Origin of the sequence: Micromonospora sp. HM134, from assembly GCF_007833915.1 — a bacterium.
Classification (GTDB): Bacteria; Actinomycetota; Actinomycetes; order Mycobacteriales; family Micromonosporaceae; genus Micromonospora; species Micromonospora wenchangensis.
In genome coordinates this window covers 1,092,263-1,105,860 of record NZ_CP041061.1, presented here as the reverse complement: position 1 = coordinate 1,105,860, position 13,598 = coordinate 1,092,263, and the positions used below count along the sequence as shown (strand labels likewise).

Sequence of the window (13,598 nt, the reverse complement as noted above, 5' to 3'; positions counted from 1 at the left end):
CCAGCCCGGGACGGTCCGGCCCGTCCGCGTACGCTGGTTCGCGCGAGTTCGCGAGGGAGAGGCCCGTCCCGGTGCCGGGGTGGCGCGGTGTCGAAGGGGAGACGATGAGCAACCAGCCCGGCAGCTCGACGGCCGAGTCCATCGACCGGTCGCCGGAGCAGCCGGCCGGGCGCACCGGGTACGCCCCGGGCACGCCCGTGCTGGCGGTGCTGGCCCTCGGCTGGCTGGCGGCGATGCTCTGGTCCACCCGGGAGGCGATCCACTCGGCGGCGGTCGGCCTCACCGCGATCACGCTGTCCGCGTTCGCCCTGCCCGGGGTGATCTCCGCCGCCCTGGTCGCCGGGGCGGCCGTCGCGCTGGCCGCGAGCGAGCTGGCCGCCCGCCGGCTCGGCGACCGGGCCGCGCTGCGCTTCGCCGCGGCGATCGGGGCCGGCATGCTGGTCGGGCTGGGCACCGCGCTGGCGATCAACCTGACGTACGCCGACAACGCCACCACCAACACCATCGCCGGCACCAGCGCGGCGGCGGCCATCATCGGCGGGGCGCTCGCCGGGGCGCGTACCCCGGCCCCGGTCGGCGCGGTGGTCACCGCCGCCCTCGGCACGCTGCTGTTCGTGGTGCTGTTCAGCCAGGCCCGGGACCCGCTGTTCGACCTGTTCGGCGCCGGCGACTCCCAGGCGTCGCTGGTCGGCGCCGCGAAGTGGGTATCCCGCACCGAGTCGCTGCTCGGCGGGCTGGTGGCCGGGCTGCTCGCCTTCGGCTACCTCACCTGGGCCCGTCGCCGGGCCGTCCGGCACGCCCCCGACGCCACGGCCCCGCGCTGGCCCGCCTACCTGCTCGCCGGGGCCGGGCCCGGCCTGCTCCTGCTGCTCACCGAGGTGATCATCCGGATCGGCGGGCGGACCCTGCTGGATCTGGCGGGCGCGCTGAGCGAGGCGGACGCGGTGGCCCAGACCAGCATGGGCACCTCGCGGATCGACAACGGCATCTGGGTGCTCTTCGTGGGCGCGTTGACCACCGTCGTCCTGTTCGGCCGCACCCTCGGCCCGGCCCCGCGCGACGACGACCCGGAGCACCCCGCCGGGGACTGACCCGGCCCGGTCAGGACGCGGTACGCAGCAGCAGTTCCCACTCGGACGGGTCGTACCACTCCAGCTCGTGGTCCTCGACACCGTCGACCGTGAACTGGGCGTCCGGGTCACCGGCGAGCGCCTCGACCACCACGTCCACGGCGGCGGCCACGTCCCCGACCGCCTCGGTGCCGTCCACGTGCAGCGCGGCCACCGCCGACGCCGGCAGCGGCCCGTCGAGGTCCACCCCGCTGGAGCCCAGTTCGCCGTCACCCCGGCCGACGGCCCCGGCGGGCAGGTCCACCGACACCACCACCCGGCGGCGGGGCGCGTCGGCGTCCTCCCGGAGCAGTTGCAGGGCGTCCTGGGCGGCCCGGGTGAAGGCGACGTACTCCAACTCCTCCTCGTCGCCCTCGGCGTACCACTCGCGCAGCCCGGGGGTGACCGCGTGGCCGCCGCTGGCCGGCAGCCCCCGCTCCCGCAGCAGGGCCAGCATCGGCACGGTCGCCGGTACGTACACCCGGACCAGCTCGTCGCCCACCGTCGTCTCCCCTGGTCGTCTCCGCTCACCGGGACGGCGGGTGGCCGCCCCGAACGCCGATCATGCCGTACGTCCAGACCGTCATACACCGCGCACCGCCCCGGGGGAAGCCGCCGCACCCGTCGGACGCGCGGTGCTGGGCGGGGAAGGCTGTCGGTGGCAAACTGGGCCGAACGACGCCAAGCCGAGGGGTTTCCGTGGAGCCGAGGTTTCTCCTGCTCTCCGACGTGGCCGCCGAGCTGAACGTGTCGGACTCGCAGGTCTACCACATGGTACGCAGCGGCGAGCTGCCCGCCATCAAGATCGGCGGACGGGGACAGTGGCGGGTGGAGCGGGCCCGGCTGGAGGAGTACATCCAGCTCAAGTACGCCGAGACCGCCGAGTGGGTACGCGGCAACCCGCTCACCGACCGCGACCCGGAGTGACCGGACCATCCCGCTGAGCCATTGACCCCGGGCGTTGCCGTGCCCGACAATCGACGCTGTCGGAAGCAAACGAAGGCAAACGCAAACAAGAGGGGGCAGCGATGGCCGACTCCCGCCGTCCGGGGCCGACCCGGCCGCCGATCCGGTTACGCCCTGCCCCCGTCGCCGACCCGCCCTACGTCGACGAGGTGCCGGATCTCTGGCCCCGGCCACCCGGACAGCTCGCCCTCGACCTGTTCGGCACGGGCCGGTCCGCCGTCGGCCGACCGACCGGCCGTCGGCCCGATCCCCGGCCCCGACCCGGGCACCCGGCCGCCCCGCCCCTGCCGCCGTCCGCCACCACCACCCCCGAGGCGACCCGGGCCGCCCACCGGTTCGTCGGCACCTGCCTGGAGATCCTCAACGGTTACCGGCCACCCGGCCAGATCCGGGCCCTGGTCGAGCCGGGGCGCACGGTCGAGGTGACCGAGCAGCTCGCCCGCGCCGCCGCCCGCACCCCGCCGGTCCGCCGACGCTCCACCCGGCCCGCCGTCCACCTGCGCCGGCTGCGGGTGTGCCAGCCGCGCCCGGCGGCGGTCGAGGTGGCCGCCGTGGTCACCGGCGGCGGCCGGAGCTGGGCGATGGCCCTGCGCCTCGAACACCACCGGGGCACCTGGCTCTGCACCACCCTCCAGGTCATCTGACCCGCCCCGACCCGACGCCCCCACCCGGCCCGGGTGGGCCGCCCGGCCGTGTTGATCAAGAGGTTTGCGTCATTCTTGAAGATCGAACTGGCGCAAACCTCTTGATCACCGGGCGAGGGCGGGCGGGGACGGGAGGCGGAACGGGAACGGGGACGCCCTCCCGCTCGACAGAGCGGGAGGGCGTCCCCGGATCAGGCCGGAATGGGTCAGGCGCCGCCGTTGGGGGCGCCGTGGCAGCGCTTGTACTTGCGGCCGGAGCCGCACGGGCAGGGGGCGTTGCGGGACGGGCCACCCTCGGCCGCCCGGTCGACCGGGCCGGTGTTCCGCCGGGCGGTGCTGGCCGCGGCGGCCTGACCGCTCGCCCCGGCGGCAGCCGGCCGACGCGACCCACCGGCGGCGGGTCGGGCCTGCGACGGAGCCTGCGGCTGCCCACCGCCGATGCCGAGCGCCGGCGCGGACGGCTCGGGCTCGGGCCGCTCCACGGCCACCGCACCGGCACCCGCCTCACCGTCGATCGTGGGAGCGGAGTATTGCAGCCCCTGCTGCTGCGGCGCCCGGTTGAGGCCCTTGGCCCGGATCTCGACCGGCTTCTCCAGCAGCTGGACCTCCTCGGCCTCCGGCTCCGGCTCCTGGACCTGCACCTCCAGGTTGTAGAGGAAGCCGACCGTCTCCTCCTTGATGCCCTCCATCATGGTGGCGAACATGTCGAAGCCCTCGCGCTGGTACTCGATGACCGGGTCGCGCTGGGCGTACGCCCGCAGGCTGATGCCCTCCTGGAGGTAGTCCATCTCGTAGAGGTGCTCACGCCACTTGCGGTCGATGACCTGGAGCAGCACCATCCGCTCCAACTGGCGGGTGGCCTCCTCGCCGAGGCTCTCCTCCCGCCGGTCGTACGCGGCGTTCGCGTCCTCCCGGAGGCGGGCGAGCAGGAAGTCCTGGTCGAGGCCGGCCCGGGAGCCGACCTCCTCCTCCAGCTCCTCGACGGTGACACCCACCGGGTAGAGCTGCTTGAGGCTGGCCCAGAGCTGGTCGAGATCCCAGTCCTCGGCGTAACCGTCGCTGGTGGCACCCACCACGTACGCGCCCACGGTGTCGTCGATCATGTTGCGGACCTGGTCGGAGAGGTCCTCGCCGTTGAGCACCCGCAGCCGCTCGGCGTAGATCACTTGGCGCTGCTTGTTGAGCACCTCGTCGTACTTGAGGACGTTCTTGCGGATCTCGGCGTTCTGGCCCTCGATCTGGGCCTGGGCGTTCTTGATCTGCCGGGTGACCATCTTCGACTCGATGGGCACGTCCTCGGGGATGTTGAACCGCTCCATCACCGCCTCGACCGCGCCGGCCCGGAACCGCTTCATCAGCTCGTCCTGGAGCGAGAGGTAGAACCGGGACTCGCCCGGGTCACCCTGCCGGCCGGCCCGACCGCGCAGCTGGTTGTCGATCCGGCGGGACTCGTGCCGCTCGGTGCCGAGCACGTAGAGCCCACCGGCGGCGGCGACCTCCTCGGCCTCCGCCTCGCACGCCTGCTTCCAGGTGGGCAGGACCTCCTCCATCGCCTTGGCGTACTCCTCCTCCTGCTCGGCCGGGTCGAGGCCGCGCTGGCGCAGCTCGCTGGCGGCGAGGAACTCGGCGTTGCCGCCGAGCAGGATGTCGGTGCCCCGGCCGGCCATGTTGGTGGCGACGGTGACCGCGCCCTTGCGGCCGGCCTGGGCGACGATCTCGGCCTCACGGGCGTGGAACTTCGCGTTCAGCACGGAGTGCGGGATGCCCCGGCGGCGCAGCAGCGTGGACAGGATCTCGGAGTTCTCCACCGAGACCGTGCCGACCAGCACCGGCTGGCCGGCCTGGTGCCGCTCGGCGATGTCCTCGATGACCGCGTTGAACTTGGCCTTCTCGGTCTTGTAGATGACGTCGGCGCGGTCCTCGCGGACCATCGGCCGGTGCGTCGGGATGGTCACCACGCCGACCTTGTAGACCTTGTTGAACTCGCCCGCCTCGGTCTGGGCCGTACCGGTCATGCCGGAGAGCTTCTCGTAGAGGCGGAAGTAGTTCTGGAGGGTGATGGTGGCCAGGGTCTGGTTCTCCTGCTTGATCTCCACCCCCTCCTTGGCCTCGATCGCCTGGTGCATGCCCTCGTTGTAGCGGCGGCCGTGCAGGATGCGGCCGGTGAACTCGTCGACGATCAGGACCTCGCCGTCGCTGACGATGTAGTCCTTGTCGCGCTTGTAGAGCTCCTTGGCCTTGATCGCGTTGTTGAGGTAGCCGACCAGCGGGGTGTTCACCGACTCGTAGAGGTTGTCGATGCCGAGCCGGTCCTCCACCTTGGCCACGCCGCGCTCGGTGACCGCGATGGTGCGCTTGGCGTAGTCGACCTCGTAGTCGCCCTCGCCGTCCTTGCCGGCCTGGAGCCGGCCCACCACGGCGGCGAACTCGCCGTACCAGCGGGCGGAGTGCTCGGCGGGGCCGGAGATGATCAGCGGGGTGCGCGCCTCGTCGATCAGGATCGAGTCGACCTCGTCGACCACGGCGAAGTTGTGCCCGCGCTGGACCAGCTCGTCGCGGGACCAGGCCATGTTGTCGCGCAGGTAGTCGAAGCCGAACTCGTTGTTGGTGCCGTAGGTGATGTCGCACTCGTACGCGGCGCGGTGCTCGGCGGCCGGCCGGTTGGGCAGCACCACGCCGACGGTCAGGCCGAGGAACTCGTGCACCTGGCCCATCCAGGCGGCGTCGCGCTGGGCCAGGTAGTCGTTGACCGTGACCACGTGCACGCCCTTGCCGGACAGCGCGTTGAGGTAGACGGCCATGACCGAGGTCAGCGTCTTGCCCTCACCGGTCTTCATCTCGGCGATGTTGCCGAAGTGCAGCGCCGCGCCACCCATCACCTGGACGTCGTACGGCCGCTGGCCGAGCACCCGGGCGGCCGCCTCGCGCACCGTGGCGAACGCCTCGGGCAGCAGGTCGTCGAGGGTCTCACCGTCGGCGAGCCGCTCCCGGTACTGGTCGGTCAGTGACCGCAGCTCGTCGTCGGTGAGGTTGACGTAGTCGTCCTCGATCGAGTTGACGGCGGCGGCGATGGCCTTCAGCCGGCGCACCATGCGGCCCTCGCCCGCGCGGAGGACCTTTTCCAGAATCGACACGGATCAACGCTCCCCTAGACAGTCTCGAACCATCGTAGGCGCTCAGTCGGCGCGATGGTCACTGGTGGCGGCGGTCCGACCCGACCAAACCGACATAACGCTCGGCTCAACCCGCCGCCCGGCGGTTATCCGGTTACGCCCACCGCGAACGATCCGGCACGATGACTCGGATGGAGCCTGTGGAGATCATCGAGGACGGCCTACTGCTGCGTCCGTGGCTCGCCTCGGACGCGGACGACGTGCACCGGGCTTGCCAGGACCCGGACATCCAGCGCTGGACCACCGTACCGCGTCCGTACCGGCCTGAACACGCCCACGGCTTCGTCACCGAGGTGAGCGCCCGCGCCTGGGCCGACGGCAGCGGGGCGCCGTTCGCGGTCTGCGACGCCGCCACCGGCGAGCTGCTCGGTTCCTGCGGCCTGGTCGCGATCGACCGGGACGTCGAGACCGGCGAGATCGGCTACTGGACCGCCCCCTGGGCCCGGGGCCGGGGGGTCACCGTACGGGCCACCCGGGCGGTCGCCCGCTGGGCCTTCGACACGTCGCCGCTGCGTCGGCTGATCTGGCAGGCGGAGGTCGGCAACCACTTCTCCCGGCTGGTCGCCCTGCGGGCCGGCTTCCAGATCTCCGGTGAGCTGCGGCTCGCCCGACCCGCCGGGGACGGCCGGGTCGAGGGCTGGATCGGTTCGATGCTGCCCGGGGAGGTGCCGGCCGTCGGGGCGGACGGGCCGGCCGGGCCGGGCACCCTGGACGCCCGGCGGGCCGCCGTGTTCGGCCGGCCGCAGCCCGTCCTGTTCGCCACCGCCGGTGCCGTCGAACTCCGGCTGCGGCCGATGGAGGAACGGGACCTGGACGGGGTGGTCGCCACCTGCCAGGACCCGGACACCGTCCGGTGGACCAGCGTGCCGCACCCCTACCAGCGCACCGACGCCGAGGGCTACCTGGCCTACGGCGGGCTGGCCTGGGCGCGGGGCAGCAGCGCGTGCTTCGTGCTGGCCGACCCGGACGACGCCTTCGCCGGCACCGTCGACCTGCGGCTGAACCCCGTCGACCCGCTGCTGGCCGAGGTCGGCTTCATGACCGCGCCGCACGCCCGGGGCCGGGGCTGGATGCCGGCCGCGCTCGGCGCGCTCGCCGCCTGGGGCGTCACCGGCCTCCACCTGGCCCGGGTCGAGTGGAAGGCCCACGTCGGCAACACCGCCTCCCGGCGGGCCGCCGAGAAGGCCGGCTTCACCGTCGAGGGCACCCTGCGGGGCGGGGTGCCGCAGCGGGGTCAACGCGTCGACGCCTGGGTCGGCGCGCTGCTCGCCGACGACCTGACGTGACGCCGCGGACCATCGGGCCCGGCGAGGATCCGACGTGACCCCTGAGGTCGTCGAGGCCGGCCCGGTGCGGCTGCGACCGTACCGGCCCGACGACGCCGACGACCTCGCCGCCGGCTGCGCCGACCCGGTGAACCTCCGGTTCAACCCGACGATGCCGCAGCCCTACACGCCCGCCGACGCACACCGGTGGATCGGGGAGGGCGCCCCGGCGGTGTGGCGGGCCGGCGGGGCCGCGTACGCGATCGTCGACGCGGCCAGCGACCGGCTTGTCGGTGGCGTCGGCCTCAGCCAGGTGGTGCCGGGGCGGGGGCAGGCGGAGCTGGGCTACTGGGTGTCGCCCGGTTCCCGGCGGCGGGGTGTCGCCACCGTCGCCACCCGGGCCCTGGCGGCTGCCGCGTTCCGGGCCGGGCTGATCCGGCTGGAGCTGCTCATCCAGGCCGAGAATCCGGCCAGCCAGCGGGTCGCGGTGGCCGCCGGCTTCCACCCCGAGGGGGTACGCCGGTCCGCCGGCCTGGACCGCGACGGCAGCCCGTACGACCTGCTCGCCTGGGTACGCCTCGCCGGCGACCCACCCGGCCCGGCCCGGCGTACGCTGCCGGACCTGCCCGACGGCCGGCTCTCCGACACGGTGGTGACGTTGCGCCGGCTCGCCCCGGCCGACGCGGGGACGTCGTACCGGCTGCACAGCCGCCCCGAGGTGGTGGCGACCCGGGTCCGTCCGGTCGCCCCGACGAGGGCGGACATCGCGCGGCGCTGCGCCGTCGCCGAGAGCGAGTGGCTGACCGGCCGGGCGGCCGACTTCGCGCTGTGCGACGCGGCGAGCGGCACGGTGGTCGGCGGTTGCGTTCTGATCCACGACGAGCCGGCCACCGGCCAGGCGATGATCGGCTACAGCCTGCTGCCCGAGGCACGGGGGCGGGGGCTGGCCACCCGGGCGGTCCGGCTGCTGGCCGGCTGGGCGTGCGGGCCGGTGGGCCTGGCCCGCCTCTGGGCCGGCACGGCCACCTGGAACACCGCCTCGCAGCGGGTGCTGGAGCGGGCGGGATTTCACCGGGAGGGCGTGCTGCGCGCCCGGTTCCCCGCCCCGACCCCCGGCGGCCCCCGCCCCGACACCGTTCTCTGGGCCCTCCTCCCCACCGACCTCCACCCCCTCCCGCCACGGTGATCAAGAGGTTCGCGTCAACTGGATCTCCAAAGTTGACGCGAACCTCTTGATCGACATCGCCAGGCGGGCCGGGCGGGGGTGGGAGAGAAGGGTTGGGGGTCAGGTGTCGAGGGAGATGATGCCGTAGTCGTAGGCGTGGCGACGGTAGACGACGCTGGGGCGGCCGGACTCCTTGTCGTGGAACAGGTAGAAGTCGTGGCCGACGAGTTCCATCTGGAACAGGGCGTCGTCGACGGTCATCGGGTCGGCCGGGTGCACCTTGGCCCGCGCGATGTGCCAGGGCTGGTCGTCGTGCTCCTCCGGACGCTCCTCGACGGCGGTGGCCGTGCCACCGGCGGACACGCCCGCATCGTCCAGCCCGGCCACCGGCAGACCGGCGGTGGCGGCGGCGACGGAGATCGGCGCGTGCCGACCCCGGTGTACGCGGCGGCGGTCGGCCGCCCGGCGCAGTCGGGTGTCCAGCTTGGCGATCGCGGCGTCCAGCGCGCTGTAGAAGTCGTTCGTGCAGGCCTCGGCCCGGATCACCGGGCCCCGGGAGACGCAGGTGATCTCCACTCGCTGGCAGGTGTCGGACTGCCGGGGATTGCGTTCGTGGAACAGCTCCACATCGACCCGGATGAGCTTGTGATCGTAGCGTTCGATTTTCGCGAGTTTCTCGGCTACGTGTACCCGGTAATGGTCCGGCACTTCGACGTTTCGACCCTTGACCACGATGTCCACGTGACCTCCCTTTTCCGGATGGTCGGCTGATCTTCGAATCCGGCCGCGCGACCTCGGGAGGGCCCCTGGGAGCGTCGACCGGTCAGGTACGGCTACGCCTCCTTCCACCGTCGGGGGCGGGTGGGAAACCTTCCTACCCCCGACACGAAAACGCTAACTCCTGTACGGCTGACAGTCACCCCCGGTTGCGGGAAACCCTCAGAGAATTAACAGCAACCAACACCATGGGGTGAAACAGAAACACGAAGCGTCACCAATGCCGCCGTTTTTGCGTTGCACCCAGCACGGCCGCTCCGTATGGCGTCATTCCCGCCGCGCGCAAAGTCCGACTCACCGCCGCCAGGGTCGCCCCGGTGGTCAGGATGTCGTCCAGCACCACCACCGCCCGGCCACCGGCACCCCGCCCGGCCCAGCCGGCCCGCAGCCGGAACGCCGACTCCGCCGCCGCGGCCCGCCCCGCCCGGTCCAGCTCCACCGAATCCGGCCGGGGCAACGCCCGCACCGGCACCGCCGTCCGCACGTCCCAGCCGGCCCGCCGCAACCGGGCCGCCGCGTGCCGGGCCAACCGGGTCAGGTGGTCGCCGTAGCGCTCCCGGGCCGCCGCCGCCCGGTCCGGCACCGGCACCAGCAGCACCGGCCGGGCCTCGCCCACCGAGGCCGCCACCACCTCCGCCAGCAACCCGCCCAACGGCCGGGCCAGCCCGTGCCGACCCCGTTCCTTGTACGCCAGCAGCGCCTCCCGCAGCGGCCCCGCGTACGGGCCGAGGGCGTGGCACGGGGGCAGGTCGGGCGGGGCCGGGGTGGGGCGCGCCGGCACCGGGCGCAGCGCGGCGAGCCGGCGTACGCACTGCGGGCAGCAGCCCTGACGCAGGCGCCCGTCCCGCCGGCCGCACCCCGCACACCCGGTCGGGAAGACCAGATCGGTCAGGTCGGCCCAGAGCCCGCCCACGTCCCGCACCGCCGGCTCAGAACAGGAAGAACGGCGCGGTCGGACTGCCGGCCCGGCCACCGGCGGACGGGGGCGGCACGTCCAGCACCTGCTCGCTCCGGATCGTCTCGGCCGACGACGAGCGGTAGCGGTAGGCGACCCCGTTGGCCTCGTACATCATCATCACCGTCGGCAGCACGTACGTCGGGTTGGCCGGGTACACCGACAGATGGGTCACCCGGGCGCCCACGTCGGTGACCAGGGCGGTCTGCAACGCACCGTCCACGCCCACCTCGTACACGGCGGAACGGTTGGTGGAGCCGGCCACGGCCAGGGTGTTCTCCTGCGCCCAGTCCACCGCCGACAGATCGGTCAGGGTGGTGGCGACCTGCCGTACCGGCCCGAGCGAGACCACCCCGCCGTCGAGGCTCGCCGCGCTGAGACAGAGCCGACCGCCGACGATCAACGCGATCCGGTGCCCGTCCAGCGAGGCGGCCACCGCGCTGACCGGACCCGCCACGCCCACCGGCACCGGCACCATCCGGGCCCGGTCGTCGAACCGGTAGAGCCGCCCGTCGGCCACCACCAGCCCGTACGGCTGGGCCGCGCCGAGCGGGCGCAGCCAGACCGGCCGGCCGATCGCCGCGAAGGTCTGCGCCCCCGGGGTCAGCACCTGCACCGGGGCCACCCCCGAGCCGGTGACCAGCCGCTGCCGGCCGCCCGGGGCGGTGGTGACCAGGGCGGCGAGGGTCTTCTCCTCGGCGGCCCGCCGCACGGCGGCCGAGACGACGTCGTGGTTGTCCTCGGTGCGGATCGGCACGGTGCCGATCGCCTCGGCCTCGAAGGCGAGCGGGTGGATCGCCCCGGCGTAGACGGTGAACCGCTGCGGCCCCTCGGTGAGCGGGTAGACCGGGTTGGCGAGGCGGTGCACGGCGAGGTCGTCGATGGTCACCCGGGACTGGTTGCGGGTGGTGAGCTGGAGCGGCCCGTCCAGGTCGGACAGCGACCAGGCCAACTGGATGCCGAGCTTCTCCAGCTTGCGCCGGTCGTCGCCGGGCAGGTCGAGGTTGACCTCCCACCGGCCGTCGGTCTTGACCGCGTTGTTGATCAGGGCGGTGCGGTCCGGCAGGCCGCTCACCCCCTGCCGCAGCCACTCCGACGGCCCGGCGATCAGCCACTTGACCGCCTCGCTGACCAGCCGCTCGGACGGCACGGCGAGCGGCAGGTAGCGCTGGTCGGCGACCAGCCGGGTGGCGTCGGAGTTCCAGAAGTAGACCGTACGGGTCTGGTAGTACTGCCGCAGGGACAGCGTGTCCAGCAGCAGCACGCTGGGCGGATCGGTGACGTAGTAGCCGCCGTCGGCGGTGCCCTCCTGGCCCGGTTCGGCGGAGCCGCGCAGCGAGAACTGGTATTCCGTGTCGGTCACCACCGGCGGGCCGAGCACCCCGTTGGCCCGCAGCACCCCCACCTGCTGCACCGGCACCCGTACGGTGAGCAGCCCACTGGCGTTCTCGGTGATCACCGGCTTCTCGGTCAGCTGGACCACGTTGATCGCGACCTCGCTGCCCTGCTTCTCGGCGAGCCGGTTGCGGTCCTCCCGGGCGATGAACTGCTTGACCCGGGCGTACGCCCGCTCGGGCTCGCCGGCCGCGGCGGCCAGGAAGTTGCGGACGAACAGCTCCCGGTCGACGCCGCTGGCCGTCCGGGTGGGGGGCTCGCCCCGACCGAAGCTGGACGCGCCCGCCGACACGGCCGGCCCGGAGCCGTCGACCTGCACGTCGGTGTGGTCGGGGATGCCGCAGCCGGCGACGGCGGCCAGCAGCCCGGCGCAGAGCAGCCCGGCCAGGGCCCGCAGCCGGCTCACGACCGGGCCTGGGCGCGCTCGTCGGTGCCGGCGGGCCCGGGGCCGATGGCCAGCACACCCCCGCCGGCCGGACCGATGGCCAGCAGGTCGCCGTCGCGGGGGCCGCCGAAGGGCAGGGTGGCGTCGGCGGGCACCAGCCGCAGCGGTGAGGTGGTGAGCCGGTCCCCGGAGCGGACCGGCAGGGTGAGCCGGAACTGGGCCCCCTGCCCGGGTGCGCCCCACGCCTCCAGCCAGCCGCCGTGCAGCCGGGCGTCCTCCAGGCTGATCGACAGGCCCAGCCCCGTACCGCCGGTCTGCCGGGCCCGCGACGGGTCGGCCCGCCAGAACCGGTTGAAGACCAGCTTCTCCTCGCCCGGCTTGAGCCCGACACCGTGGTCGCGGACGGTGACCGCGACGGCGGTCCGGTCGACGCCGAGGGTGATCACCACCGGCTTCGCCTCGCCGTGCTCCACCGCGTTGCCGACCAGGTTGCGCAGCACCCGCTCGACCCGGCGCGGGTCCACCTCGGCGATCACCGGCGTGGTCGGCACGGCCAGCTCGATGGTGACGCCGACCCGTTCGGCCAGCCCGGCGAGGCGGTCGGCGACCCGGTGCACCACCGGCACCAGGTCGGTCGGCTCGGAGTCGAGCATGGCGAAGCCGGCGTCGAAACGGCTGATCTCCAGCAGGTCGGTGAGCAGTTCCTCGAACCGGTCCAGCTCCGCCTGGAGCAGCTCGGCGCTACGCGCCACCGCCGGATCGAACTCGTCGCGCTCGGCGAAGATCAGGTCGGCGGCCATCCGGACGGTGGTCAGCGGGGTCCGCAGCTCGTGCGACACGTCGGAGGTGAACCGGCGTTGCAGACGGGACATCTCCTCCAGGCGGAGGATCTGCCGTTGCAGGTTGGTCGCCATCTGGTTGAACGAGGCGGCGAGCAGGGCGAGGTCGTCCTCGCCGTCGACCACCATCCGCTGGTCGAGCAGGCCGGCGGAGAGCCGTTGGGCGGTGCGCGCGGCGACCCGGACCGGGGTCACCACCAGCCGGGTGACCAGGGCGGCGAGCAGGCCCAGCAGCAGCACCAGGGCCACCCCGGTGGCCAGCACGGTGGCCCGTGCGTCGGCGGCGGTGGCGTCCTGGCGGTTGAGCGGGACGAGGTAGTACAGCTCCAGCTGGCCGAAGCGGGTCGGCACCGGGGAGCCGTAGACCAGGTATTTCGTCCGCTCGCCGGTGAGTCGTCCGGTGCGGATCTGGTGGGCCACCTTGCCGTCGGCGACGGCGGCCCGCAGCTCCCGGCTGACCAGCGGGCGGACGTCCATCGCCGGTGAGGTGCGGGTCTCGATGATGCCGGCGTAGTTGTCGGCGGTGATCGCGACCACCACCCCGCTGGTCTGCTGCGGGTCGCCCCCGGCCAGGTAGTTGACCGTGCCCTCGATGGTGTCCTGGAGCTGCGCCTCCTGCGGCTGGCTGTAGAGGAAGAACTGCTTGGCCGAGTAGTCGCTGCCGTTGCGCAGCCGCAGCAGCACGTCGGTCTCGGCGTTGTCGAGCAGGATGTTGGTGATCTTGTCAGCGATCAGGTACGCGAAGCCGCCGACCAGCAGGCTGGACACCACCAGGGTGATGGTCACCACCCGGACCTGCAACGACCGTCGCCAGGTCTGGCGCAGGCCGGCGGTCACCCGCAGCGCGCGCCCCACCAGCACGCGCCGCAGCGCCCGCGCGGCGGGACGCCAGCCGGCGGTGTGCTCGGGGGTGGGGTCGGGTGCA

11 protein-coding genes are annotated in these 13,598 nt (G+C 73.5%); 5 read left to right on the top strand and 6 right to left on the bottom strand.

The features are described from left to right. The first annotated feature begins 104 nt into the window (after nucleotides 1–104). On the top strand, nucleotides 105–1,091 hold the full coding sequence (locus tag FJK98_RS05320; RefSeq protein WP_145918034.1) for a hypothetical protein: 987 nt from the start codon (nucleotides 105–107) through the stop codon (nucleotides 1,089–1,091). 10 nt (nucleotides 1,092–1,101) lie between these two features. Here the strand turns inward: FJK98_RS05320 and FJK98_RS05315 are convergent, their stop codons facing one another. Further along, complete coding sequence (locus tag FJK98_RS05315) at nucleotides 1,102–1,611, bottom strand: hypothetical protein (RefSeq protein ID WP_145918033.1); 510 nt, start codon at nucleotides 1,609–1,611, stop codon at nucleotides 1,102–1,104. A 197-nt stretch (nucleotides 1,612–1,808) separates the two neighbouring features. Here FJK98_RS05315 and FJK98_RS05310 point away from each other — a divergent pair, with 197 nt between their 5' ends. Together FJK98_RS05310 and FJK98_RS05305 are read left to right on the top strand one after the other, a co-directional pair. Then, complete coding sequence (locus FJK98_RS05310) at nucleotides 1,809–2,036, top strand: helix-turn-helix domain-containing protein (protein ID WP_067306191.1); 228 nt, start codon at nucleotides 1,809–1,811, stop codon at nucleotides 2,034–2,036. 101 nt (nucleotides 2,037–2,137) lie between these two features. Beyond that, nucleotides 2,138–2,719 (top strand): Rv3235 family protein, encoded by a 582-nt coding sequence (locus tag FJK98_RS05305; protein WP_145918032.1) that lies wholly within the window; start codon nucleotides 2,138–2,140, stop codon nucleotides 2,717–2,719. Between the two features lie 206 nt (nucleotides 2,720–2,925). Here the strand turns inward: FJK98_RS05305 and secA are convergent, their stop codons facing one another. After that, a complete protein-coding gene (secA, locus tag FJK98_RS05300; RefSeq protein WP_145918031.1) occupies nucleotides 2,926–5,853 on the bottom strand; it encodes a preprotein translocase subunit SecA in 2,928 nt (975 codons plus the stop codon). A gap of 170 nt (nucleotides 5,854–6,023) precedes the next feature. Between secA and FJK98_RS34615 the strand changes: the two genes are divergently transcribed. Together FJK98_RS34615 and FJK98_RS05290 are read left to right on the top strand one after the other, a co-directional pair. Then, the gene (locus FJK98_RS34615; RefSeq protein ID WP_145918030.1) at nucleotides 6,024–7,178 is read left to right on the top strand and encodes a GNAT family N-acetyltransferase; all 1,155 of its coding nucleotides are present in this window, start codon (nucleotides 6,024–6,026) and stop codon (nucleotides 7,176–7,178) included. 34 nt (nucleotides 7,179–7,212) lie between these two features. Next, the gene (locus tag FJK98_RS05290; protein ID WP_145918029.1) at nucleotides 7,213–8,343 is read left to right on the top strand and encodes a GNAT family N-acetyltransferase; all 1,131 of its coding nucleotides are present in this window, start codon (nucleotides 7,213–7,215) and stop codon (nucleotides 8,341–8,343) included. Nucleotides 8,344–8,442: 99 nt separating this feature from the next. Here FJK98_RS05290 and hpf read toward each other — a convergent pair whose 3' ends face one another. The 4 genes from hpf to mtrB all read right to left on the bottom strand — a co-directional run bounded on the left by hpf (nucleotide 8,443) and on the right by mtrB (nucleotide 13,543). Continuing rightward, on the bottom strand, nucleotides 8,443–9,063 hold the full coding sequence (hpf, locus tag FJK98_RS05285) for a ribosome hibernation-promoting factor, HPF/YfiA family (RefSeq protein WP_145918028.1): 621 nt from the start codon (nucleotides 9,061–9,063) through the stop codon (nucleotides 8,443–8,445). A 250-nt stretch (nucleotides 9,064–9,313) separates the two neighbouring features. Beyond that, entirely contained in the window at nucleotides 9,314–10,021 is a 708-nt protein-coding gene (locus tag FJK98_RS05280) for a ComF family protein (protein ID WP_145918027.1), read from the bottom strand. A 7-nt stretch (nucleotides 10,022–10,028) separates the two neighbouring features. After that, a complete protein-coding gene (locus FJK98_RS05275; RefSeq protein WP_145918026.1) occupies nucleotides 10,029–11,855 on the bottom strand; it encodes an LpqB family beta-propeller domain-containing protein in 1,827 nt (608 codons plus the stop codon). After that, a complete protein-coding gene (gene mtrB / locus FJK98_RS05270) occupies nucleotides 11,852–13,543 on the bottom strand; it encodes an MtrAB system histidine kinase MtrB (RefSeq protein ID WP_370517065.1) in 1,692 nt (563 codons plus the stop codon). Before mtrB ends, FJK98_RS05275 begins: the two co-directional genes overlap by 4 nt. Between the last annotated feature and the right edge of the window lie 55 nt (nucleotides 13,544–13,598).

Coding starts and splice junctions, on each gene's coding strand:
- FJK98_RS05305 (WP_145918032.1), top strand. CDS start 2,138: ATGGCCGACTCCCGCCGTCCGGGGCCGACCCGGCCGCCGATCCGGTTA.
- FJK98_RS05320 (WP_145918034.1), top strand. CDS start 105: ATGAGCAACCAGCCCGGCAGCTCGACGGCCGAGTCCATCGACCGGTCG.
- FJK98_RS34615 (WP_145918030.1), top strand. CDS start 6,024: ATGGAGCCTGTGGAGATCATCGAGGACGGCCTACTGCTGCGTCCGTGG.